This window comes from Streptomyces naganishii JCM 4654, from assembly GCF_014650575.1.
In the GTDB taxonomy this organism is placed as follows: domain Bacteria; phylum Actinomycetota; class Actinomycetes; order Streptomycetales; family Streptomycetaceae; genus Streptomyces; species Streptomyces naganishii.
In genome coordinates this window covers 265112-285640 of sequence record NZ_BMVF01000009.1, presented here as the reverse complement: position 1 = coordinate 285640, position 20529 = coordinate 265112, and the positions used below count along the sequence as shown (strand labels likewise).

Here is a 20529-nt window from a genome sequence, read left to right as displayed (position 1 = left end):
TCACGGACGCCCCTATAACGCGGGTGTGCGGGCAACCGGTCTGACCAGGTTGAATACCTCGCGGGCTGCGTATCGCTTGAGGCATCGGATGATCTCGCGTCGGGTCTTGCCTTCCTGGGTGCGGCGTTCGCAGTACGCCTGAGTGCGCGGGTCATGGCGCAGGCGGGTGAAGACGATGCGGTGCAGGGCCGCGTTCGCCTGGCGGTCGCCGCCGTGGTTGAGCCGGCGCGTGCTCCGACGGCCCGACGAATACTCGACGGGGCTGACTCCGCAAAGGGCAGCAAAGGACGCCTCGGTGTCCAGTCGCTCGGGGTTGTCTCCCATGGTGATCAGGAGCGTGACGGCGCTGTCCGGACCGATGCCCACCGGTTCGAGCAGCTGTGGGGCGTGGCGTTCGACGAGTCGGGTCAGGCGTTGGTTCAGCTCGTTGATCTGCCCGGTGAGCTGTTCGATGCGTTCGGCGAGCATGCGTAATGTCATGTGGGTGGCCTGGACCACCGCGTCCTCGTCTCCCCCACCATCGGGTGGGCTGAGGGTCGCGCAGGTGCGGAACAGCTCGGCATTGCCCAAGCTCGACAACCGTTCCCGCAGGGCGGGGTCGGCGATCACTAGGACGGCCTTGAGCTGGTTGATCGCCTGTGTGCGAGCCTTGACCGCGGAGTCCTTGGCGAGCTTGTAGATCCGGGCGCTGTGCACCGGGCCGTCGCCGGACTTGGCCTGGGCCCGGGTGCGACCGCTGAGCACGGCTCGCGCTGCGGCCTGCGCATCGAGCGGGTCCGACTTGCCGAGCAGACGGCGGGCTGTGCGGTCAGGCCGATTCACTTCGAACACCTGGACATGCTGGGCCAGCAGGTAGCGGGACAGGCCCGCGCCGAAGGTACCGGTGCCCTCCACACCGGCCCGGCGCACCGTCCCCCGCCTGCGGGCCCACACGAGCAGCCGACGGTAGCCGGCCACCGTCGCCGGAAAGGACTCGGTGCCAAGGACCTTCCCCAGCGGGGAGATTACGGCGGCGACGTGCACCTCACCGTGCGTGTCCACGCCGAGCACGACTTCTCTCCGCACGGGAGGATCCGTACTGGAGGAGGTGCTGCGCTGTCTGGTCGTCATGGTGGTTCGCCTCCCGCAGGGTGACACGCTGAGTGGATGGCACCGGCCCGCTCGGGCGGTCTGAACCGTGATGGCGCCTGGAACTCGGCAAGGCCCCTATTGGGACACGCCCTGTGGCTCGGTGACAGCAGAAGCCAGCCCGCAACGACGGTCGACAAGCCTGTGACTGGACACTTCGGTCAAAGATCTCAAGAGTCAGACCCCCGTCCGGGACGGCATCGCTCAACCGTCCCATCGATCCCGGCGTATCGGCACCTACCGACCACAGCCGGATGGCTTCGCCCGAACCAATGCCCAACCTGGCCGGAGCAGGCTGAGAATGAGCTGACTCCCCGCCCACTCGCGACCGGCAATGACAGACAGCCGTCTGGGCCGCCTTACGGTCGCCCTCCATCGGCCATCGCACGAACGGCTTCGAGCCCTCATTCTGGTGCACGGTTGTCCGCAGTCATGGCGCGGGCTGCCAAAGAGGCTGCCTAGCAACTCGGCAAAGGCACCGGCGAGTGCTTGGGAACTCGGTCTACTCGAGTAACGGGGAACAGCAGCACCGCACGAAGGGGCGCCCGCGTGGAAGGCATGGCGCATGTGGGCGCTGCCGGACCCGATGCTCGCGGCCCCCGTCACCGACCCGGCGCCGCCCGATGGGTGGGCCGCCGAGGAGAAGTGGGACGGTTCTCCAGACACCTCGTGATGTCTCATTCGCGTTGGCACCGTTCACCCAGGTCACGACTGGTCCTTCGTGCGTGCGGCTGAGGCTTGCCGGGTGTCTGCGCCGCTGCTGACGTGCCGCTGGGTCTCCTGGGGGCCGTGCCAGTCCAGGCAGACGGCGGTGGCATCGTCTTCGAGCCGGCCGTCGGCGGCGTCCCGGACCGCGGACGTCAGCGCCAGCGCGGTCTCCCTCGGGTGCAGATTCCGGGTGCACCCCAGCAGGGCGGGCAGATCGACCTTCTCTCCGTGACGTTCGAGCATGCCGTCGGTGAACATGAGCAGACGGTCACCGGGCCGCAGGTCGAGGTCCTGCACACGGTACGGGTGGGGAGTCAGCTCAGACAGCCCGAAGGGATGGTCCACCTCGCAGGTGATCGTCTCCACAGCCCCGTCGCGCATGCGCAGCGGCCAGGGATGACCGGCGTTGACGAATTGGGCCCGCCCGGTATGGAGATTGATGCGCAGGAGCTGCCCGGTGGCATGACCGTGGCCGTGTTCGATCAGTGCCTGGTCTGCCCGGTGGGCCTGTTCGGCCAGGCCGGTGCCCGCCCGGCGGGCCCCGCGCAGGGCGCCCACCAGGACCGTGGCGGCCAGGGCGGAATCCATGTCGTGGCCCATGGGATCGGTCACCGACACGTGCAAGGTGTCGCGGTCCACGGTGTAGTCGAAGGTGTCGCCGCTGAGGTCCTCGGAGGGCTCCAGGTTCCCGCACAGGGTGAACTGTGCGGCCTCGCACGACAGCGACAGGGGCAGCAGCTGGTACTGGATTTCAGCCGCCAGGGTGGCCGGCTTGGACCGTTTGCCCCAGGTGTAGAGATCGGTGAAGCGGCCGTTGGCGATCACGATGTAGGCCAGGATGTGGGCGGCTTCCCCGACTGCGTCGAGCACGTCCTCGCCAGGGCCGGTCGGCAGGAGCAGTTCCAGCAGCCCGATCGCATCCCCGCGGTTGGTGACGGGCACGATCACCCGCTGCCCCTCGCCGGTCGCGTCCTGATACAGCTGCTGGGTACGGATCACCTCCTCGTAGACACTGCCGAACAGGGGAACCCGCTCGGCCTGCCGCCCACCTTGAGTGGGAGCGGTGGACAGCCGAGCCACCGCCTTCCCCGTCAGGTCCACGATGAGGAAAGAGACCTTAGTGGCCTCGAAACGCCGCCGCATGTCCTCCGCGATCACGTCGACGGCGTCCGCCGGCGCCGCTGTCTCCGCTGCTGTCAGCAATCGAGTGAGCCCACTTTGTCCACCGCTCACGACCGCAGTCCCTTCCGCACCCCCCCACCAGCTTGGTAATCACCGCAGTGAGCGTCAATCCGTGAACAGTCACGCTCCGGCGTTCGCCCGCGGACGGGGCCGCCACGGCTGCTCTGTACAAAAGCGGCTCGACAGGCCGATGTCTTATGCGACACGCCAGAGTCTGGAGCTCCATGGTGGGCGGGCTTCGACGGGCACGTCCGGAGGAGTAACTCACAGCCGGTCACCCCGTACGGGAGCCGGATCGTCGGCGGCACTGAGGCTTGAGCCGCGACCACCCATGTAGGACTTCCGGACGGGGAGCGGCGCGCTCCCACGGTCGGCGACCTGCCGCTTGCCGAACGACGGTTCGTGGGGCCTGTGCCCGCGCCGCCGCTCATGCCGCGTCGCGCCAGGCGGCGATACCGGTCACCGTGACCGCGACGGTGACCGGCTCCGCGGCACCGTGGGTGGCGAGGTGGGTGACGAGGGCGGCTGTCACCCGGTCGTGGACGATTCGGGCGATGTCCAGCGCCCGCCGACCCTCCGTCAGGACGCAGCGCACCTCGATGTGCCATCCCGAACCGTCCGGCGCCCGGTCGGCGCGTACGCCGGCCTCAGGTGGCGTGGTGTCCGCCCGGGTGGGCGCGGCGGCTGCCGCGAGGCGCCGGGCGAGGCGGGGCTGCAGGGCGGCCACGCCAGGAACCGCGAGGGCTGCTTCGGCCGCGACGCCGGGGAGCGCGGTGGTGCCGGTGGCGGTCATCATGCGCCACCGCCCGTCGGGAGGCGGGGACCGAGGGTCGGTCCCGGTTCCAGTACGTCGGCCACGGTGATGTCGACGGCTGTCACCGTGAGCCCCAGGTCCTGTCCGGCCGAGTGGAGGACCGATCGGCGTACCTGGTGGACCCGGTCGGGCAGCGGGCGGTCGAGGGCAGCGGCCAGGGTCATGGTCACCCGCACGTCGGTGCCGTTGCCCTCGTGTACGAGCCGGCAGGTCGCGGCCCTGGCACCGGGGACCGTGTCCGCGGCCCGCCTCAGCACCTTGGCCGCGGCGCTCTCGGCGATCCGCAGGTCCCGGTCGGGGTCGGCCAGGGGCAGCAGCCGCCCGAACCGGACCTCTGCCCTGACGACGTCCATGACCCGGTCGGCGAATGCGTGCAGGCCCGGAGGGTCCTCGTCGCGCAGCGTCCGGGCGGCCGCGTTCACCGTGGCCAGTCCCTCGACCGCCTCTCGGCAGTATGGACAGGACACCGGGTGCGGGTCCGCGGCCGGTGGTGCGTCCCGCGCCTGTTCCCAGACCCGGCTGAGCAGGCGGCCGCAGGGCAGTACCTCATCGCCTGCGATCGGGGGCACGTCGGCGGCGGCCCAGCCGTTGCGGGGCCCGTCGGCTCCGGGCGGTTCGGGAGGCCGCGTGTGCGGGTCGTCTAGCGCCATGAGCCCATCGCCTCCTGCAGGGATCGGCGTGCCCTGAACAGTCTGCCGCGTACCGTCTGCTCGTCGGTACGCGTCACGTGCGCTATCTCCTTGTAGGGCAGGCCCTGCACCTCCCTCAGGATCCAGCAGACCCGCTGTCCGGCGTCCAGCTCGGCGAGCGCGCGGAACAGGGCGGCCATGGCCGCGTCCTCCTCGGCGGTCCGGGCGGGCTGGCTCCACGCGTCGCCCGCCGCGGGTTCGGCGACGGTGTCCAGGGAAAGAGGCGGCGGCCGTCGGTGGCACATGGTCTGGCAGCGGTTGACGGTGATCCGGTACATCCAGGTGTGGAACTCCGCCCTGTGGCGGTATTCCGGCAGGTGGCGCCAGGCGCTGACGAAGGCGTCCTGAACGGCCTCCTCGGCGTCCTGGGGGTTGCCCAGCATGCAACGGGCCAGGGTCAGCAGGGACCGGCTGTGCCGCTGGACGAGAACGGCGAAGGAGTCCTCGTCTCCCTCGGCCGCCCGTACCGCCAGCAGGCGGTCGGGCAGGTCGCATCCCAGTCGTGGGGAAGCAGTGCGTTCGATCATGGCGCTCCCACGCAGGCTCGGAACAAGCGTGTACCCCTGAACCGAGCTGTGATGCATGTCACACATCGGGCATGTGAGGAACACGCCGCCCGGTATGTCCAACCTTTGACGGGCACCATTCCGGTGTCCGGCCGACCGATCGAGGCGACCGCCATGACGGACAACATCACCAGCGTCGGCGGGGGCAGCCGGCCCGAAGCGGACGTGAGCGCGCTCAAGGGCCGCACCGGGGCCGGGGCTCCGGCCGAGACACGGGGCAGGACCACCATCGCGGACGGTGTGGTGGCCAAGATCGCGGGCATGGCCGCCCGCGAGGTACCGGGCATCCACAGCCTGGGCGCGGGGATGGCCCGCGCCTTCGGCGCCATGCGCGAACGCGTCCCCGGCGCAGGCGGAGGCGGAGGCGGAGCGGTCACCCGCGGCGTCAAGGTCGAGGTCGGGGAACGGCAGGCCGCGGTGGACCTGGACGTCGTCGTCGAGTACGGCGTCTCCATCGTCGACGTCGCGGGCGGCGTACGCACCAACGTCATCAGCGCCGTGGAGCGGATGACGGGCCTGGAGGTCGTCGAGGTGAACATCGCCGTCGACGACGTCCATCTGCCTGACGACGAGGAGGAACAGACCGAACCGAACGAGGGCCGCGTGAGGTGACCGCTGCCAGGAGCACCGCCGTGTCCTCGGGCCCGAGCGGATGATCACGGCGAGAGGGACGCTCGCGAGACGGGTGAGTGCGAGATGAACACAGCAACGACGGGACTCGCGGCCGGCATGGCCCTCGGCTTCGCCGGCTACTTCGGCGGCTTCTGGGCCTTTCTGCTGGTGCTGGTCCTCGGTGCGGCGGGGCTGATCGTCGGCCTCGTCGTACAGGGCGACCTGGACCTCCGGACACGGAGGCAGCGGTGAAGACCCGGCCCGGTTCCCCCGGCGAGGGGTCGGGCCCGCCGGCGCCGGCCGCCGGGCTGCCGCCCCCGGCCGAGCGGGGCGCCACCGTCATCCCGGACAGGGTGGTCGCCCGTATCGCCGCGCAGGCCGCGCGCGCGGCGCAGTCGCGGCGCGCCGCCGTACCGCCCGATCGGGGCGGACCTGCGGCACCCCGCGCCTCCGCCGCCGTCCGTACCGGATCGGTGCGCCTGCATCTGACCATGGACCTGCCCTACCCCACCGACATCCCGCGTGTCTGCGAGCGGATCCAGCGGGACGTCGCCGAACGGGTCGCCCAGCTGACCGGGCTGCGAGTGGGAGAGGTCCTCCTCACCGTCCGGCGGCTGGTGACCGCCACCGACTCGAGCCGGGGGCGGGTCCGGTGAGCGGCCGGGCGGCCCGGGTCACCGGGCACGCCGTGCAGGAAGGGCGATCGTGATGACATCCGGTCCACGTCCCCCGGGCCGCGGCTCCGCGTCGTCCGGGCACCGTGCCGCAGTGCCGCTGACGAAGGAGCCCGATCCTCCCGAACGCGACGTGTCCACCTCGGACCTCACAGCCGGTGAGCGCGAAGGAGGGCACCGAACCCGTCGCAAGTGGTCGGCGCGCAGCGTCACGGCGGCGCTGGTCGCCGCGGTGATCCTCGTGGCCGCGGTCGCGGCGCTCGTCGACGTCGTCGCCGTACGGGCGGGACGTCCGGCGGCGGCCTGGCGACGGCATCTGGCCGACGAACTGGCGACTCGCCCGGTGGACGACGTGTGGATGCTGACGGGAGCCGCCGTGGCCGCCGCCGTCGGCGTCTGGCTGATCGTCCTGGCCCTCACCCCCGGTCAGCGCCGTTGGCTGCCCCTGCGCTCACCCGCCGGCTGCCCGCGCTTGCGGGCCTTTGTGGACCGCGACGGAGCCGCCGTCCTGCTGCGCGACGCCGCCATGCGGGTCCCCGGAGTCGGCGCGGCGCACGTCCGGGTGGGCCGCCACCGCATCAAAGCCCGCGCGGACGTCCGCTTCCGCGAGCCCCGACAGGTGAAGGACGACCTCACCGCCGTCCTCGACGAGGAGCGCGACCGGCTCGCCCTCGCCCGTCCTCTCCGCATCGCCGTACGGGCGCGGCGACGCACCCGCTGACACAAGACCCGCAGCACCGGAGCCCGCCATGACGCCGCGATCCGCTCTCAACCGCACTCTGCTGGCCCTCGCCGGGCTGGTCCTCCTCGGCGGCGGACTGCTCATCCTCTTCGCCGGGCTCGACCTCTACCGGCGGCACGATCTGGCCCCGCCCGCCGGCTGGCCCCTGACCACCCCGGCCGACGTCCTGCTCGGCTCCGCCGACCGGGCCCGCTGGAGCAGCCAGGGCTGGTGGTGGTGGCCCGCGGTCATCGCCGCCCTCGTCCTCACCGCCCTCCTCGCCCTGTGGTGGCTGCTCGCCCAGCTGAGCCGACACCGCCCCGGCTCACTGCCCGTCGGCGGCACACCCCCGCAGGAGGGCGTCGAACTGCGCGACCGCGCACTCAGCGAAGCGATCGCGAACGAAGCCGGTGCCCTGCCAGGGGTAGGCCATGCGGCCGTAGTCATCACCGGCCGACCGGGCCGCCACCGCACCCGCATCAAGCTCACCCTCACCCCCGAGGGCACGCCCGGCGCCACTCTCGGTGCCCTGTGCGAAGGCCCGATCGGCACCGCGCGTCGGTCCACCGGCCTCACCGACATGCCAACCGAGGTCCGCCTACAGGTCAGCCGCCACGGACCACACCGCGTGGAGTGAGGAGGAGATCGGCCGTTCCCGCCGACGCCCTTGCGGCCCATAGCAGTTCGCGGGCGCGCCGGCACCACTCCCCGAAGGAGAGATCATGATCATCCTGGGCGTCATTCTGCTCGTCGTCGGCTTCCTCACCGGCCTGTCCATCCTGTGGACCATCGGGATCATCCTGCTGGTCGTGGGAGCCATCCTGTGGATCCTCGGCGCGATGGGACACGCCGTCGCTGGTCGACGCCACTACTGGTAGGCGGGGTCGGTTGCCCTGCAGGGCAGTGATCCATGCTGCGGGCAGGCCGGCAGACGGCGCGGACCCCACCAAGATGTTCGCGGCGGCGGACGACGACGGCGAAGAGGTCGATCCGGCTGAGGCCGCCGCCGGTGCTGACCAGCCGCCGCGGCTCGGCCGGGGCGCGCCCGGTGGCCGTTGTGCCGGTCCTCGCCGCACGAGCGCACGGCCGACTCGTTGGGGAGTCGGTGGATCGGCCCCCACGGTCCGGGCGGAAGTTCCCCACCGCGTCGGCCGGTGAGTCTCCGTCGGGAGTTCGTATGCACAGCACCTTCGTGAGGATCCGCCCGGAACGTCCCCCGGGGCCACGGCGATGACGGGCGGTGAGCGGCAAGGACCCGCGGAAGGCTCCACCCGGTCGGAGCACTTCGGGGAGGAGTTTCTGGGAGTCCTGCTGGACCAGGGGCACGAGTTGCCGCCGCACCAGCTCGGTCCGCTCGTCGCACGGCAGATCGGCAGGCTCGACGGCCGCGAGACCTCTATCTTCCTGCAGGACTACGGCCAGGTGTGGCTCGTCCCCCTGCCGGGCGACGGGCTGGCGGCCGGGGAACCGCAGCCGATCGACGGCTCCGACGCCGGACGCGCCTTCCGGGAAGCGCGTCCCATCGAGGTTTCGCAGGCCGACGGTGTGCGGGTCTACCTTCCCCTGCTGGACGGTGGAGACCAGGTGGGAGTGATGGCCGTCACCCTGGACCACCTCCAGGACGACGAGCGACGGCTGCTGCGCAGGCTCGCCTCACTCGTGGCCGACATGCTGGTGACCAAGCACGGTTACACCGATCTGTTCTTCCGGCTGCGGCGCAGAGAACCGATGAGTGTGGCGGCGGAGATCCAGTGGTCGCTGCTGCCACCGCTGGCGATGTCCACGCCCCGGGTCGAGCTGGCCGGGATGCTGGAACCCGCCTACGACGTGGCCGGCGACAGCTTCGACTACGCCCTCGACGGCGATGTCCTGCATGTGGCCATGGTCGACGCGATGGGCCACGGACTCGACGCCGCCACGATGGCCACGGTGGTCATCGGAGCCTACCGGCATGCCCGGCGCATCAGCGTCGGCCTGTCGGAGATCTATACGTTCATGGACCGGGCCGTCGCCGATCAGTTCGGCCCCGACCACTTCGTGACCGCTCAGATGATGCGGCTCAACACGGCAACGGGCAGGCTTCAGTGGGTCAACGCCGGACATCCCGCTCCTCTGTTGATCCGTGGACACCGTGTCGTACGACGGCTGCAGGGCCCGACGACGCTGCCCGTCGGCTTCGGCGGTCACGAGCCCCGGATCAGTGAAGTGGCTCTCATCCCCGGCGACCGGATCCTGTGCTTCACCGACGGACTGATAGAGGAGCGCGATGTCGGCGGTGAGGAATTCAGTGAGGAGCAGCTCATCGGGTGGGTGAACCGCCTTGAGCCCTCGGCCCAACAGATCCGCACGGTGGCGCGCTCCCTCTCCCACACGCTGCAACGGGCGCGGGGCGGGATCACGACGGACGATGCGACGCTCCTGCTGATCGAATGGCGCGGGAGCGCCACCGACGACCTCGCCCTCCCGGAGTGAGCCGGCCTCCCACCCCCAGGGAAAGGCCGACGACACGCAGCCTTTCCCCCACCGCCGATCTCTCACACTCCTGCTGCCGCGGTGGGCACGTGACGGGTGACCGGTCCGTCAGGAGTGCGTGAGGCGGGGTGGGGGGGCGTCGTGTCCGCCTTCGGAGTCCCAGACCGCCTCCCGGAGCGAGTCCGAGTCGGCCGCTGCCTCTGCCGCGGCCCGGAAACGTTCGGCCTCATGGATCAGGCCGGTCGCCGTGAGGCTCCGCGACGGGTCGGTGGCCGTGGCCATCAGCCGGACTGCGGTGGCCGGGGCTGTCTCCGGTGGGATCACCAGCAGGTCCCAGCGGCCGAAGGTGTGGGACAGCAGCAACAGCTTGTGCGGGTCCTGCCCGGCGTTGGACCAGCCGACGCGCACCATGTGGCCGTGCGCGGGCACTTCACCCGGGATGACCGGCCAGAACGTGCGGCTCACCGCTATCCGGGTGATCCTCCCCCACAGCGGGTCGAGACATTCGACGAGCGCCGGGAGCTCCTCCGTCAGGTTGCGCGAACGGGGCCACCAGGCACCGTCGATCAGGGCCGGAGGGGCGCCGGCCCGCGCCAGCGTGAGTCGGAGCGGTGACGAAGAAGGGGCCCGGTCTCCGACTGCGGGTGTGAACAGAATGGTCGCGGTCATGACGCGGACCCAACCCCGGGCCGGTCACGGCCGGCCCGGTTGCCATGAATCGCCGAGAACGACCCGGCGTGGAAGCCGGTGTACGAGATGCTCTCGGTAATCACCAGGATACTCCTCGCCGAGGCCCGGCGGACTGGCGGGGAGTGACGGGCTGAACGGAACAACACACGTCACAGAGCCAGGGGAGTGCTGGGCCGGGGCATGCGGGCCGTCGGGCGTGAGACCGGTCCGGGAGCCGGCATACGAAGGGCCCCGGCGCCCTCGGCCCACTGCCGCCGGTATCGACAGCCGCTTCACCGAATGCGGCGGCGTCTCCACAACCGCCCCGGCGTGTGCGGAGTACCGTGGACAGCACCGAGGGCATTTCGCACACCGGCTTCCACGCCGGGTCGTTCTCGGCGAGAGACGAAACCCGGGGCGCCGCCAAGGCGGCCCGGAGACGGGTCCGCATCATGTCGGCGACCTTGCACCAACTCCTGCCACACCACGAGCCCGTCGCAGCCCCGGCCGTGCGTCTCGCGCTGAAGACCGACGGCCCGTCGCGCGGCCTCCTGGACGGTGCCTGGTGGCCCCGCTCCCGAGACCTGCTGAGCGAGCTGCCCGCACTGACCGATGTGCTGGACCCTCTGTGGGGCCGCATCACCCGCATCGCCGTCAACCCGAAGTACTGGCCGGTCATCCCGCACGAGATCCCCGTGGGCGGTCATGTCGTCAAGGCCGGATGGTTCACCCCGGAGATCGACCCGCACAAGCTGCTGCTGCTCTCCTACGGCACCGGCCGCTGGGACCTGCTGGTCATCCCGCCCGAGACCGAGACGGAGCCGGCGGCCCGCCTGATGGCGGCCGCGTCCGACTACGACGGCCCACCGCTGACCGCAAGCGCTCTCATCGCCGCGGACGAGACCCGGCACGCCGTCTCCGCCGCCGACCGGCCACTCGAACCGGACGAGGCAGAGAAGCACGAGGAGGACGGCTCCGCCTCAGCGGCCGTTCCGGCAGGGACGGATCGCGCCAGTCGCCTGGTCATCGGCATGTGAGACGGCCGCCACGACCGGTGCCTTCACGGGTTTCGGACCTGCCTCACGAGCCGGCGCAGGCACATGCAGGGGTCTCGACCGGCGAGTCTCCGCCCCACGTGGTCCTCGTCCCGAGGAGCAGTACATGCAAGCCCTGATCGTTCTCATCGTCGTGATCGGTCTTCTGGCCGTCCTGGCCCTCGCCCTGTCCGTGAAGGTCGTCAAGCAGTACGAGAAGGGAGTGCTGTTCCGCTTCGGCCGACTCGTCGGAACACGCTCCCCGGGACTGCGGTTCATCATCCCGTTCGTCGACGCCCTGCACCGGGTGTCGCTGCGGGTCGTCACCATGCCGATCCAGTCCCAGGGCATCATCACCCGGGACAACGTGAGCGTGGACGTGTCGGCGGTCGCCTACTTCCGGGTCGTCGACGCCGTGAAGTCGGTCGTCGCCGTGGAGAACGTCAACGCGGCGATCAACCAGATCGCCCAGACCACCCTGCGGAAGGTCGTCGGCCGGCACACGCTCGACGAGACGCTGTCGGAGACGGACCGTATCAACCTGGACATCCGCCAGATCCTGGACGTCACCACCGTCGACTGGGGTGTGCAGGTCACCCTGGTCGAGCTCAAGGACATCCAGCTGCCCGACACCATGAAGCGCGCCATGGCCCGCCAGGCCGAGGCCGAGCGGGAGAAGCGAGCGAAGATCATCAACGCGGAGGGCGAGTCCCTGGCCGCAGCAGCGCTCGGCGACGCCTCGGACACCATGATGGCCCACCCCCTGGCGCTTCAACTGCGCAATCTCCAGAGCCTGGTGGAGATCGGTGTCGACCAGAACACCACCGTCGTCTTCCCGGCCCCCCTCATGAGCACGATCGGCGAGCTCGGCTCCTTCCTCGCCCGGGAAACCGCTGCCGCCGCACCCGCCGCGGCAGCGCCACCGGCCGGCACCGGCCGCACCGACACGTCCCTCAGCCCGGCAGGCAGCGCGCCCGGCACCGCGGCGTGAAGCCGACTACGGCCCGAGCGATCCGTGGCGCCAGGGAGGATTCGTGACCGTCGCCTGTCGCGCGCATCCTCCGGGCACCGGCTGATGATGGGGGTACGGCCGAACACGCGGAGCTGATCATGACGGGTTGGCGGGTCAGGGACTACACCCAGGACGATCTCGAAGCGGTGATCCGTGTCGACATGCAGAGCGGCACGACCGAGGAGCCGCCGCTCTTCCCACTCTCGGACGCCGTGACGGCCCTCCAGACCCGCCACCCGGCCGTGGTGGCCACGGCCGACGACGTGCTGATCGGCGCCGCGGTGAGCAGGGTGGAGGGCGAACGGGCATGGATTCTGCGCATCTGCATGGCGCCCGGCTGGCGGCAGCGCGGGCTGGGGAGTGCCCTGATCACCGCCCTTGAGCAACGCGTCTTCGCCGCCGGCGTCCGCGCGGTGCACGCCGCCCTGCCCGAGGGCGAGACCGGTGCCACCGCCCTGCGCAACTGCGACTTCGGCGCCCGCCCCGGGCTGGTCTTCTTCGAGAAACGCGGACCGGTGACCCCGCAGTCGGCCGGCACGCTGTCCTCGCTCGGAGCGGAGCTGCCGCCAGGGGGGCTCTGGCAGAAGGTCGCGGGCATGCAACGGGAGAAGCAGCTCATCGAGCGGCGCCTGGTCCTGCCGCTGGCCCATCCCGAACTGGCCGCCCAGCACGGAGTGGAACCGCCACGGGCGGTGATGCTGTTCGGCCCGCCCGGGACCGGCAAGAGCACGTTCGCGCACGCGATCGCCAGCCGCCTGGGATGGCCCTTCCTCGAACTGTTCCCCGCCCGTCTGGCCGCCGAGTACGGCCTGGCGACCGGGCTGAACCGGCGCTTCGACGAGATCGCCCGGCTCGACCACGTCCTCGTCTTCATCGACGAGGTCGAGGAAGTCGCCGGCGAACGCGGCGGCGCGGACGCGACCGCTGTCGGCGTCGTCAACGAACTGCTCAAGGCGATCGTCCGGTTCCGAAGCCAGGACGGACGGCTGCTCGTCTGCGCCACGAACAACGTGACCACGCTCGACTCCGCGTTCCTGCGGCACGGCCGCTTCGACTACGTGCTGCCGATCGGCCCTCCCGACCACACCGCCAGGACCGCACTGTGGGAGAGCTACCTGGCCCGAGCGGGCGCGCGGGCCGACAGCGCGGTACTCGCGTCCGCCAGCGAGGGGTTCACCCCCGCCGACATCGCCCACGCGGCGCGTACCGTCTCCCAGGCCCAGTTCGAGCGCACCTTCGACACCGGAACCCGGACCACCCCCACCACCGACGACTACCTGGACACGATCTGCGACACCAAGCCCACGGTCAGCGCTGCCATGGCCCGGGAATTCGCCCAGCAGACGGAGGAGTTCGCCCGCATCTAGCGTCCAGGCCGGGTGGGGAGTCGATCTGCGACGGACGTGTCAGGCCGGCGTAGGTGGCGTGTCGCTGCCCGTTTCGATGAGGATCTGCCTGGCCTCGGTGACGTTTTCGGCCCGTACGGCCCTGGCCATCGCGGCGCGTGCCGCGTCGGGCGACGTGTCCGGAGGGACCAGCAACAGAGAGAAAAGGTCCCCTTCGCCTCGGGTGATGAGGACGGTGTCGTCACCGACCGGGAAGGAGTCGATGTGCACGACCCGGTCGTCGACCATCACCCGGGTCGGCAGTTCGTCCCAGGCGCTGCCGTCCAGACCGACCCGGGTGACAGGCCCGAGATGCTCGGTCAACGCGGAGATCAGCGAGGGAAGCTCGGCACCGATGTCCCGGGACCGCGGCCACCATGCGCCGTCCAGGATTCCCTCGCGTGCGTGGGTGGTCTCCAGTCGCAGCAGGGCCGTTCCGGGTTTCACCGACCGGTGCACGGCGTCCGGCAGGAGCCTGGGGAAGTCGGGGGTGTCTGAGCCTGCCATGGTGTCCGCCCGTCCGCAGAGAGCAGTGCGACCGCACGGCGTGCGACCACGATACGACCCTGCTACCTCACGGTACTCCGCACGACGCTCCCGCGAGCGCTTCGCCGCAGGCGCGGTTGCGGAAACAGGCAACGGCTCCGGCGTATACCCGCCGGAGCCGCCCTTCCGGGTCATTGCACGTGAGCGTGCGCCGACCCGCTTTCCAGGCTACGCCAAAGGGACTAATCCGCCATAAGCAATCCTTGCGAGGGTTAACTTAGGTCCGAGAAGCCGACGCGGCGGCTCAGCCACGCCCTTCCTCTTCCGTCTCCATCTGCCTGATCCCCTGGTGCGTCAGCGTGATCATCGCGGGCGTGTTGCCCCTCCCCCAGTCCACGACGACCCAGCCTTCGCCCGCCAGGTACATACAGGCAGCGGCCATGTCCTGCTCAGGGATGCCGAGGTCGGTGCGGAGCTTCGCCCCATCGACGCCCAGGAGTCGATCGCCCTCGGCGGCTTGGTACAGAGCCTGCATGATCCTCTCGCGATACGTCTTCCGGTCTCGCAGTATCGCCATCACGCGCCTTCCTCTCCCGCCCACGGTCGGGCCGAAGTCGATGTCATCCGCGGTCGCGGTGGGGCGCGTCGGAACGGTCGCGTCCACCGCCGGCCGACGGCGCCTCCGGGGCCGACGCCCGATCCCCGGCAGAACATCGCTGTAGTGGAAGGCAGCGATCCGTTCGGCGTGCTGACCATTGAGCTGGTGGATCAGAACTACTCCGATGGCGATCAGGACGAGCAGCACGGCCACGGCGATGACGAGCATGGGATCTCACCTCCGCCGACCGGCGGGCGAAGGCCCTGCCGAGCCGATGGGCCGGGGCCGGGACGACGGTCGACCTGCTCCGCCGTCGGCCTCCCAGGCTTCTTCCCTGTTTCGTGCATCGATCCCGTCTGCTGCTTGCTCCCGGGCCGAGGCATCGACGCCGTCGCCGGCCATCAGCTGCGCGGCAACATCCGCACCGGTTTCCGGCGGAATCACCAGCACGTCCCGGCGGCCGTCAGCGGAGAAAAGAGTGAGTCTGTGGGGATCCTGCTCCTCGGTGGACCAGCCCACCTGCACGGTGCGCCCGGCATAGGACACCCAGTGCGGCAGGACGGGCCAGTAGGCCGGGTGCACGGTGACACCCGTGATACGACCCCAGAGATCGCCCAATGCCGCCGTCAACGACGGCAGCTCACGGGTGAAGGCACGGGAGCGAGGCCACCACATACCGTCCAGCCCGCCCGGCGCGGGCGTGATGGACAGCCGGGCCGGATGGGGCGGCGCGCGCCTGCTCGATGTCGTACGGTCAATGGTCACGGCCATGGCGCGAACCTGTCTCCGGGCTCGTGGGTGCGGCCCGGCGCTGTCGATCTCCGGGAACGGCACCCGCAGCGGAGCCGGTGCGCGAAGAACTCCCGGTGTCTTCACACTACTCCGCTCACCGGTCCGAAAAGCCGGGGATGACCAGGCAGTTTCCTGCCTTCGGGACCTGGTCGCCGGTGCCGATGCCGGTCAGAGCCAGTCCTTGCGCTTGAACGTCAGATACAGCAATGCGGACAGGAGCACGATGACGGCGGCGGAGGTGACGAACCCCGACTCGCGGCCGAAACCGGGATAGGGGAGGTTCTGGCCGTAGTAGCCGGTGATCGCGGTGGGTACGGCGATGATCGCGGCCCAGCTCGTCACCTTCTTCATGATCAGGTTCATGCGGTTGGCCTGGACCGAGAGGTTCGTCTCCATGACCGAGGCCACCAGGTCCCGCAGCGATTCCGTCCACTCGGTGGCACGCAGCACGTGGTCGTAGACGTCCTGGTAGTACGGGGCGAGAGGGTCGTTGATCAGGTGCAGGCCGGGGCGCATGAGGGTGTTGACCACCTCACGCATCGGGAGCACGACGCGGCGCAGCTGGACGAGCGACTTACGCAGTGCGAAAACGCGGCGCTGCACGGCTTCGATCTCACGGCGCCCGGCCGCGAAGAGCAGACCCTCCAGGTCCTCGATGCTGTCGTCCAACTGCTGGACCGCGGCGAAGTGTCCGTCCACGAGATGGTCGAGCAGACCGTGCAGCAGGAATCCGACGCCGTGGCCGGCCAGGTCCGGGCTCTCGTCCCAGCGGGCGACGACGTCCTCGATGTCGAGGCCGTCGTCCTTGCGGACGGTGATCATGGCCTGGCTGGTGAGGAATACGGCGATCTCGCTGTACGTCAGTTGCGCACCGTCCGGGCTGACGGTCACGGCGTAGGCGCTGAGGAACTCGTGGGTGCGATAGCGGTCGAGTTTCGGCCGCTGTCCATGGTGAGCGGCATCCTCCAGAGCCAGTTCGTGGATGCCGAACTCCTGACCGGGCATGGTGAGTTCAGCGGCTCCGGGCCGGTGCAGGTCCAGCCACAGGACCGACGCCGGATCAGCGAGATGCGCTGAGACGTCACTGGCGGGAAAGCCCTCCAGGACCAGAGTGCCGTCGTGATACAGCCGGGTACGCGTCACCATGGCCCGAGGCTAGTGTCTTTATACCCCTGTCATGCCGCTTCGCCCTGATTGCCAGCGCGGCTGGTTCATCGACAGCAGCCACCCTCCGTGGGGGCCTTATGTCAAAGCCCGCGACATCCGGAGCTCCGACCGACGAGCATCGGGTGCCGGTCCGAAGGCAGGGATGTGGGTACCCGGCTGCCGCATCGCATCCGGCCTGCACCGCACGACCGGATGCGGCCCGTCAGCCGGGAAGGACACTCCGAGACCATGACCACGCATACCCTGCGCCGTCGGGGCTGGAGCGCGTTCGTCGTCATCGGCGCCGGGTGGTGGACCCTGGCGCTCGCCGCGTTCCTCGCCGTGATGTTCGGGCAGGTGGCTCTGCTCGCCCACGACGTCGCGCACCGCCAGGTCTTCCGCCGGCGCCGGCCCAGCGAGACGGCCGGCCGCATCGCCGGGGCCGCGATCGGGATGGGCTACGGATAGTGGCAGGACAAACACACCCGCCACCACGCCAACCCCAACCACGAGGACCTCGACCCCGACATCGCCCCGGACCTGCTGGTGTGGTCCCAGGACCAAGCCCGCGCCGCGACCGGACTGCCGAGGATCATCGGCCGTCGGCAGGCGTTCCTCTTCTTTCCCCTGCTCCTGCTCGAAGGGTTCAACCTTCATGTCTCCAGCGCGCGAGCACTGGGCAATCGCGCCCTGAAGAACCGCGCCCTGGACGGCACGCTGCTCTACGGGCACACCGCCGCCTACCTGACCGCAGTGTTCCTCGTCCTCCCGCCCGGTATGGCGATCGCGTTCCTGGCCGTCCACCAATGCCTGTTCGGCCTGTACCTCGGTTGTCTGTTCGCCCCCAACCACAAGGGCATGCCGATCTTGACCGGCGAGGACCGCCCCGACTTCCTGCGCCGCCAGGTCCTCACCGCACGCAACGTACGCGGCAGTTGGTTCACCGAACTCGCCCTGGGCGGCCTGAACCACCAGATCGAGCACCACCTGTTCCCCAGCATGCCCAGCTCCCACCTGCGCAGGGCCCGGCCCGTCGTCCGCCGCTACTGCCAGGACTGGGGAGTCGACTATCGGGAAACCGGACTGATCGCCTCCTACCGGCAAGCACTCGCCAGCCTCCACCGAGCAGGAGCGCCACTGCGGCGAGCCCGTATCAGCAGCGCCCGAGCATGACGCACCGGCGCCGGCGGTAGACGATCTCGCCGCCCTGTCTGAACCAGCACAGCCGTAAGCCGCCGTACCCGTCCCAGACTTTGCGCCGCGTCGCGCGCAGGGCTGCGCCGGAAGAAGCCTCGCCCGCAGCCGGCCGGCGTCCACCCACGAAGCGAGCGCATCCTCGCCGGATGTGCCTGCCTGTGCCGCCGGACGGGCCGGACCCACGCACTCAGCTCGCGAAGTGACCCTGCTCCGGCGTCAGTCCCACCGCGGACATGAGCGAGTCCGCGGCCTGCTCGGTGGCCTCCGGTGGCACGACCAGCAGATCCCGGCGCCCATGGGCGGGGGCCATCAGCACGATGGTGCTCGGCGTGCGCGCCGTGGCGGTCCTGCGCAGCCGGACGACCTGGTTGCAGACGAGCATGCGGCCCGGGGCCCCGGCCCACCCTGCGCCGTTCACCAGGACACTGACGATCTGGCCCCAGGCGCGGGGCAGGCCGTAGAGCAGTGACGGGAGCTCCGCCAGGAGGTCGAAGGTTCGCGGCCACCACGCCCCGTCGATACGGCGTGGCACGGTGTTCTCGGGCGCGAGGTACAGGCGAAGGAGGGGCGGGGCCGGTGGCGGGCGCCGCAGCTGGTCGCTCATGAGGTGTCCTGTCGGGTGGTTCGGCGCGGCATGTGGCCCTTGGCCGGACAGCGCGCCTCGGCGGCGGGCGATGCGCTCGCGGGGAGGCGGGAGTGCGGCGTCGGCCGTTCGTCCCTCCCAGGCGTCCTGTGCGTTCGCGTAGGCGGGGAAGCGGCCGAGCAGGCCGGTGTGGCGGAAGAGCAGGTCGGTCGTGTGGCTGTCGTACACGATGCGTACCCAGCCGCGCCGGGCGCGGCAGTCGGACCACGCCTCGCACAGCGCGGACAGGACGCTGGAGTCGGAGAAGGTCACCTCGCTCAGGTCCACGATCAGGAAGAGCCGTCCGGGCGGGGCCGCTCGGGCCTCGGTCAGGGCGCGGACCAGTGGGGCCGCTGATTGCGTGTCCAGTTCGCCGTACGTGCGGACGATGCGGCACTCCTCGAAGAGCGCAGAAGTGTCATTCAGAGTGGGCAACGGCTCACGCGAGGATGGTGGTCGAGGCCGGCCGGTCGTCCCTGCCGCGGGCTCCCAAGGGGCCCCGTGCCTCATTCCGCCTCCCCGGCCGCGCCCACCGGGCGACCCGCATCGGCGAGCGCCAGCATGCTCGCGGCGGTCAGTGGGTTCTCCGGGTCGGCAGCGGCGGCCAGCAGCCGGACGGCTGTTCCGGCGGGCTCCTCGGGCGGGACGACCAGGAGCACCCAGCGTCCCACGGCGCCGCAGTCCAGGGTGATGACGTGCGCGTCGCTTCCGGGTCCGGTCGGTTCCACGGCGATCACCCGGCCCGGGGCCATGACCGTGTGCGGGGCGCCGGGCCACCCGGCGGGGTCCACGGTGACCCGTATTACGGCCCCCGGCTCCGGCTCCAACAAGTCGACGAGCGAGGGAAGTTCGAGCTCCAGCGCGTCGCAGCGCGGCCACCAGGCCCCGTCCAGCGGACCGTGGCTGACGTCCGGGGTGAGGGTCAGGCGGGGCAGGGGCATGCGGTACGTGTGCGCGCCGGCACCGGACACGCCTTCGGCCGGCGTACTGCTGGGTTCCATGGTCCGGTCCCGTCCCGGGAGCCGTAGGACGACTGCCCGTTTCGTCCCTCGCCGGGAACGGCACCGCCGGAAGCGCTGCGCGGAAAGCTCTCGGTACGATCAGGCTACACCTGGGCCCAGGAGAAGCGCGCGGGTCAGCCGTCCGGCTCCGTCTTCTCTGCCCTGCCGTGTTCCCCCTGTTCTTCCTCCAGCTCCTCCATCAGGCGGATGCCCTCATGTGTCAGCGAGACGGCCGCGGGGGTCCGGTGCGAGGTCCAGTCCACGCTGATCAGTCCCTCGTCGGCCAGATAAGAGCAGGCGGCGGAGAGGTCCTCGTCGGGCAGGCCCAGCTCGGCGCGGAGTACCGATCCGCTGACCTGGGGGCGATTGCGTTCGACGGCCCCGTAGAGGGATCGCAGGACCGCCTCCCGGTTGTTCTTGCGTTCGCGGAGTCTCGTCATGGCTGTCGTTCTCCGAGGTCACGGCCACGGGGGACGGACACGCCGGCGGATCCTCGTGGCCTCGCGGATCCGGGTCATACCTCGTCGGCGTGAGCGTGCGCGTGCTCTGTCGAATTGCTGGTCGCGAGCCGGAGCGTGCGGGTTCCGCGGCGTGCGCGGTGTCGAGGGCGACATGGAGCCGGGTCGCGACCGGCGGGCAGCTGCTCCATACGGACCTCCTGACAGGCGACGGGTGCGAAACGTGCACCAACGACGATTCGGGTCGCTGCCCGACGCAGCCGGCGACGGTGTGGGGGCCTGCGTCGCGTTTCCACGGCAGCCTCCTCTGCAGGGTATGCCGGGTACGGGTGGCCCTGCGTCGGATGACCGGCCGGGCGGCCGGCCGCCTGCCGGTCCCCCGGCCGAGCCCGGTGACCACGCGAGCCGGCCTGGGCCGGAGGAGAGCGCCCGTACGCGGACGGTCGGCGCCGTTCCTGGTGTCGGCGACCGCCGGGCCCGCCGGGGCGGGCCCGGCCGGGAGTACGGTGGACACACCGAGGGCACGCCGCGCACCGCCTCAGGCACCGGTGCCGTTCTCGGGG

The 20529-nt window shown here is 70.6% G+C and carries 23 protein-coding genes and 1 pseudogene; 11 read left to right on the top strand and 13 right to left on the bottom strand.

All coding sequences use genetic code 11. The features are described 5' to 3' along the window. Window positions 1-12: 12 nt before the first annotated feature. The 5 genes from IE217_RS19110 to IE217_RS19090 form a co-directional block, all read right to left on the bottom strand. Window positions 13-1110 carry an IS110 family RNA-guided transposase gene (locus tag IE217_RS19110; RefSeq protein ID WP_444545569.1) on the bottom strand — a complete coding sequence of 366 codons (1098 nt, stop codon included), beginning with the start codon at window positions 1108-1110 and terminating at the stop codon, window positions 13-15. Window positions 1111-1833: 723 nt separating this feature from the next. After that, window positions 1834-3069: a PP2C family protein-serine/threonine phosphatase gene (locus tag IE217_RS19105; RefSeq protein ID WP_229865397.1), complete on the bottom strand. Its 1236-nt coding sequence runs from the start codon at window positions 3067-3069 to the stop codon at window positions 1834-1836. A gap of 376 nt (window positions 3070-3445) precedes the next feature. After that, a complete protein-coding gene (locus IE217_RS19100; protein ID WP_229865396.1) occupies window positions 3446-3814 on the bottom strand; it encodes a hypothetical protein in 369 nt (122 codons plus the stop codon). Further along, on the bottom strand, window positions 3811-4482 hold the full coding sequence (locus IE217_RS19095) for an Asp23/Gls24 family envelope stress response protein (RefSeq protein WP_190179080.1): 672 nt from the start codon (window positions 4480-4482) through the stop codon (window positions 3811-3813). Before IE217_RS19095 ends, IE217_RS19100 begins: the two co-directional genes overlap by 4 nt. Further along, on the bottom strand, window positions 4473-5048 hold the full coding sequence (locus IE217_RS19090; RefSeq protein ID WP_171151366.1) for an RNA polymerase sigma factor: 576 nt from the start codon (window positions 5046-5048) through the stop codon (window positions 4473-4475). Before IE217_RS19090 ends, IE217_RS19095 begins: the two co-directional genes overlap by 10 nt. Before the next feature lie 153 nt (window positions 5049-5201). Here IE217_RS19090 and IE217_RS19085 point away from each other — a divergent pair, with 153 nt between their 5' ends. The 7 genes from IE217_RS19085 (at window position 5202) to IE217_RS19055 (ending at window position 9566) form a co-directional block, all read left to right on the top strand. Further along, window positions 5202-5699: an Asp23/Gls24 family envelope stress response protein gene (locus tag IE217_RS19085; RefSeq protein WP_135790982.1), complete on the top strand. Its 498-nt coding sequence runs from the start codon at window positions 5202-5204 to the stop codon at window positions 5697-5699. Window positions 5700-5783: 84 nt separating this feature from the next. Next, entirely contained in the window at window positions 5784-5951 is a 168-nt protein-coding gene (locus IE217_RS19080; RefSeq protein ID WP_030645371.1) for a hypothetical protein, read from the top strand. Further along, window positions 5948-6355 (top strand): Asp23/Gls24 family envelope stress response protein, encoded by a 408-nt coding sequence (locus IE217_RS19075; protein ID WP_190179079.1) that lies wholly within the window; start codon window positions 5948-5950, stop codon window positions 6353-6355. Before IE217_RS19080 ends, IE217_RS19075 begins: the two co-directional genes overlap by 4 nt. A 112-nt stretch (window positions 6356-6467) precedes the next feature. Then, the gene (locus IE217_RS19070) at window positions 6468-7094 is read left to right on the top strand and encodes a DUF6286 domain-containing protein (protein ID WP_229865395.1); all 627 of its coding nucleotides are present in this window, start codon (window positions 6468-6470) and stop codon (window positions 7092-7094) included. 28 nt (window positions 7095-7122) lie between these two features. Beyond that, window positions 7123-7731 (top strand): hypothetical protein, encoded by a 609-nt coding sequence (locus IE217_RS19065; RefSeq protein ID WP_055495851.1) that lies wholly within the window; start codon window positions 7123-7125, stop codon window positions 7729-7731. Window positions 7732-7816: 85 nt separating this feature from the next. Continuing rightward, complete coding sequence (locus IE217_RS19060) at window positions 7817-7972, top strand: DUF6131 family protein (RefSeq protein WP_099054839.1); 156 nt, start codon at window positions 7817-7819, stop codon at window positions 7970-7972. A 352-nt stretch (window positions 7973-8324) separates the two neighbouring features. Then, window positions 8325-9566, top strand: coding sequence for a PP2C family protein-serine/threonine phosphatase (locus tag IE217_RS19055; RefSeq protein ID WP_143630518.1), 1242 nt, complete (start codon window positions 8325-8327; stop codon window positions 9564-9566). Between the two features lie 108 nt (window positions 9567-9674). Here IE217_RS19055 and IE217_RS19050 read toward each other — a convergent pair whose 3' ends face one another. Next, window positions 9675-10235 carry a DUF5994 family protein gene (locus tag IE217_RS19050; protein WP_190179077.1) on the bottom strand — a complete coding sequence of 187 codons (561 nt, stop codon included), beginning with the start codon at window positions 10233-10235 and terminating at the stop codon, window positions 9675-9677. Window positions 10236-10579: 344 nt separating this feature from the next. On the opposite strand from IE217_RS19050, the gene IE217_RS19045 reads away from it, so the two are divergent. The 3 genes from IE217_RS19045 to IE217_RS19035 all read left to right on the top strand — a co-directional run bounded on the left by IE217_RS19045 (window position 10580) and on the right by IE217_RS19035 (window position 13648). Further along, the gene (locus tag IE217_RS19045) at window positions 10580-11272 is read left to right on the top strand and encodes a DUF5994 family protein (RefSeq protein WP_143630520.1); all 693 of its coding nucleotides are present in this window, start codon (window positions 10580-10582) and stop codon (window positions 11270-11272) included. A gap of 124 nt (window positions 11273-11396) precedes the next feature. Next, complete coding sequence (locus IE217_RS19040) at window positions 11397-12260, top strand: slipin family protein (protein ID WP_069777874.1); 864 nt, start codon at window positions 11397-11399, stop codon at window positions 12258-12260. Between the two features lie 119 nt (window positions 12261-12379). Then, window positions 12380-13648 (top strand): ATP-binding protein, encoded by a 1269-nt coding sequence (locus tag IE217_RS19035; protein WP_069777875.1) that lies wholly within the window; start codon window positions 12380-12382, stop codon window positions 13646-13648. A 39-nt stretch (window positions 13649-13687) separates the two neighbouring features. Here the strand turns inward: IE217_RS19035 and IE217_RS19030 are convergent, their stop codons facing one another. The 4 genes from IE217_RS19030 to IE217_RS19015 all read right to left on the bottom strand — a co-directional run bounded on the left by IE217_RS19030 (window position 13688) and on the right by IE217_RS19015 (window position 16688). After that, window positions 13688-14173, bottom strand: coding sequence for a DUF5994 family protein (locus IE217_RS19030; RefSeq protein ID WP_069777876.1), 486 nt, complete (start codon window positions 14171-14173; stop codon window positions 13688-13690). A gap of 283 nt (window positions 14174-14456) precedes the next feature. Beyond that, on the bottom strand, window positions 14457-14978 hold the full coding sequence (locus tag IE217_RS35420; RefSeq protein ID WP_373298060.1) for a hypothetical protein: 522 nt from the start codon (window positions 14976-14978) through the stop codon (window positions 14457-14459). Window positions 14979-14984: 6 nt separating this feature from the next. Continuing rightward, a complete protein-coding gene (locus IE217_RS19020) occupies window positions 14985-15521 on the bottom strand; it encodes a DUF5994 family protein (protein WP_143630521.1) in 537 nt (178 codons plus the stop codon). Window positions 15522-15710: 189 nt separating this feature from the next. Next, complete coding sequence (locus IE217_RS19015) at window positions 15711-16688, bottom strand: magnesium transporter CorA family protein (protein WP_190179076.1); 978 nt, start codon at window positions 16686-16688, stop codon at window positions 15711-15713. 87 nt (window positions 16689-16775) lie between these two features. Here IE217_RS19015 and IE217_RS19010 point away from each other — a divergent pair. After that, window positions 16776-17861, top strand: a pseudogene (locus tag IE217_RS19010) (fatty acid desaturase family protein). A 211-nt stretch (window positions 17862-18072) separates the two neighbouring features. On the opposite strand, the gene IE217_RS34745 reads toward IE217_RS19010, so the two are convergent. The 3 genes from IE217_RS34745 to IE217_RS18990 all read right to left on the bottom strand — a co-directional run bounded on the left by IE217_RS34745 (window position 18073) and on the right by IE217_RS18990 (window position 19948). Then, entirely contained in the window at window positions 18073-18942 is an 870-nt protein-coding gene (locus tag IE217_RS34745) for a DUF5994 family protein (RefSeq protein WP_229865394.1), read from the bottom strand. A 71-nt stretch (window positions 18943-19013) separates the two neighbouring features. Beyond that, window positions 19014-19508, bottom strand: coding sequence for a DUF5994 family protein (locus tag IE217_RS18995; RefSeq protein ID WP_229865393.1), 495 nt, complete (start codon window positions 19506-19508; stop codon window positions 19014-19016). A gap of 134 nt (window positions 19509-19642) precedes the next feature. Continuing rightward, entirely contained in the window at window positions 19643-19948 is a 306-nt protein-coding gene (locus IE217_RS18990) for a hypothetical protein (protein WP_190179075.1), read from the bottom strand. Between the last annotated feature and the right edge of the window lie 581 nt (window positions 19949-20529).

What these genes read in the sequence shown, in the direction of transcription:
- IE217_RS19110 (WP_444545569.1), bottom strand. Translation starts at nt 1,110, where the DNA reads ATGACGACCAGACAGCGCAGCACCTCCTCCAGTACGGATCCTCCCGTG.
- IE217_RS19100 (WP_229865396.1), bottom strand. Translation starts at nt 3,814, where the DNA reads ATGATGACCGCCACCGGCACCACCGCGCTCCCCGGCGTCGCGGCCGAA.
- IE217_RS19095 (WP_190179080.1), bottom strand. Translation starts at nt 4,482, where the DNA reads ATGGCGCTAGACGACCCGCACACGCGGCCTCCCGAACCGCCCGGAGCC.
- IE217_RS19090 (WP_171151366.1), bottom strand. Translation starts at nt 5,048, where the DNA reads ATGATCGAACGCACTGCTTCCCCACGACTGGGATGCGACCTGCCCGAC.
- IE217_RS19085 (WP_135790982.1), top strand. Translation starts at nt 5,202, where the DNA reads ATGACGGACAACATCACCAGCGTCGGCGGGGGCAGCCGGCCCGAAGCG.
- IE217_RS19080 (WP_030645371.1), top strand. Translation starts at nt 5,784, where the DNA reads ATGAACACAGCAACGACGGGACTCGCGGCCGGCATGGCCCTCGGCTTC.
- IE217_RS19065 (WP_055495851.1), top strand. Translation starts at nt 7,123, where the DNA reads ATGACGCCGCGATCCGCTCTCAACCGCACTCTGCTGGCCCTCGCCGGG.
- IE217_RS19060 (WP_099054839.1), top strand. Translation starts at nt 7,817, where the DNA reads ATGATCATCCTGGGCGTCATTCTGCTCGTCGTCGGCTTCCTCACCGGC.
- IE217_RS19055 (WP_143630518.1), top strand. Translation starts at nt 8,325, where the DNA reads ATGACGGGCGGTGAGCGGCAAGGACCCGCGGAAGGCTCCACCCGGTCG.
- IE217_RS19050 (WP_190179077.1), bottom strand. Translation starts at nt 10,235, where the DNA reads ATGACCGCGACCATTCTGTTCACACCCGCAGTCGGAGACCGGGCCCCT.
- IE217_RS19040 (WP_069777874.1), top strand. Translation starts at nt 11,397, where the DNA reads ATGCAAGCCCTGATCGTTCTCATCGTCGTGATCGGTCTTCTGGCCGTC.
- IE217_RS19035 (WP_069777875.1), top strand. Translation starts at nt 12,380, where the DNA reads ATGACGGGTTGGCGGGTCAGGGACTACACCCAGGACGATCTCGAAGCG.
- IE217_RS19030 (WP_069777876.1), bottom strand. Translation starts at nt 14,173, where the DNA reads ATGGCAGGCTCAGACACCCCCGACTTCCCCAGGCTCCTGCCGGACGCC.
- IE217_RS35420 (WP_373298060.1), bottom strand. Translation starts at nt 14,978, where the DNA reads ATGCTCGTCATCGCCGTGGCCGTGCTGCTCGTCCTGATCGCCATCGGA.
- IE217_RS19020 (WP_143630521.1), bottom strand. Translation starts at nt 15,521, where the DNA reads ATGGCCGTGACCATTGACCGTACGACATCGAGCAGGCGCGCGCCGCCC.
- IE217_RS19015 (WP_190179076.1), bottom strand. Translation starts at nt 16,688, where the DNA reads ATGGTGACGCGTACCCGGCTGTATCACGACGGCACTCTGGTCCTGGAG.
- IE217_RS18995 (WP_229865393.1), bottom strand. Translation starts at nt 19,508, where the DNA reads ATGGAACCCAGCAGTACGCCGGCCGAAGGCGTGTCCGGTGCCGGCGCG.
- IE217_RS18990 (WP_190179075.1), bottom strand. Translation starts at nt 19,948, where the DNA reads ATGACGAGACTCCGCGAACGCAAGAACAACCGGGAGGCGGTCCTGCGA.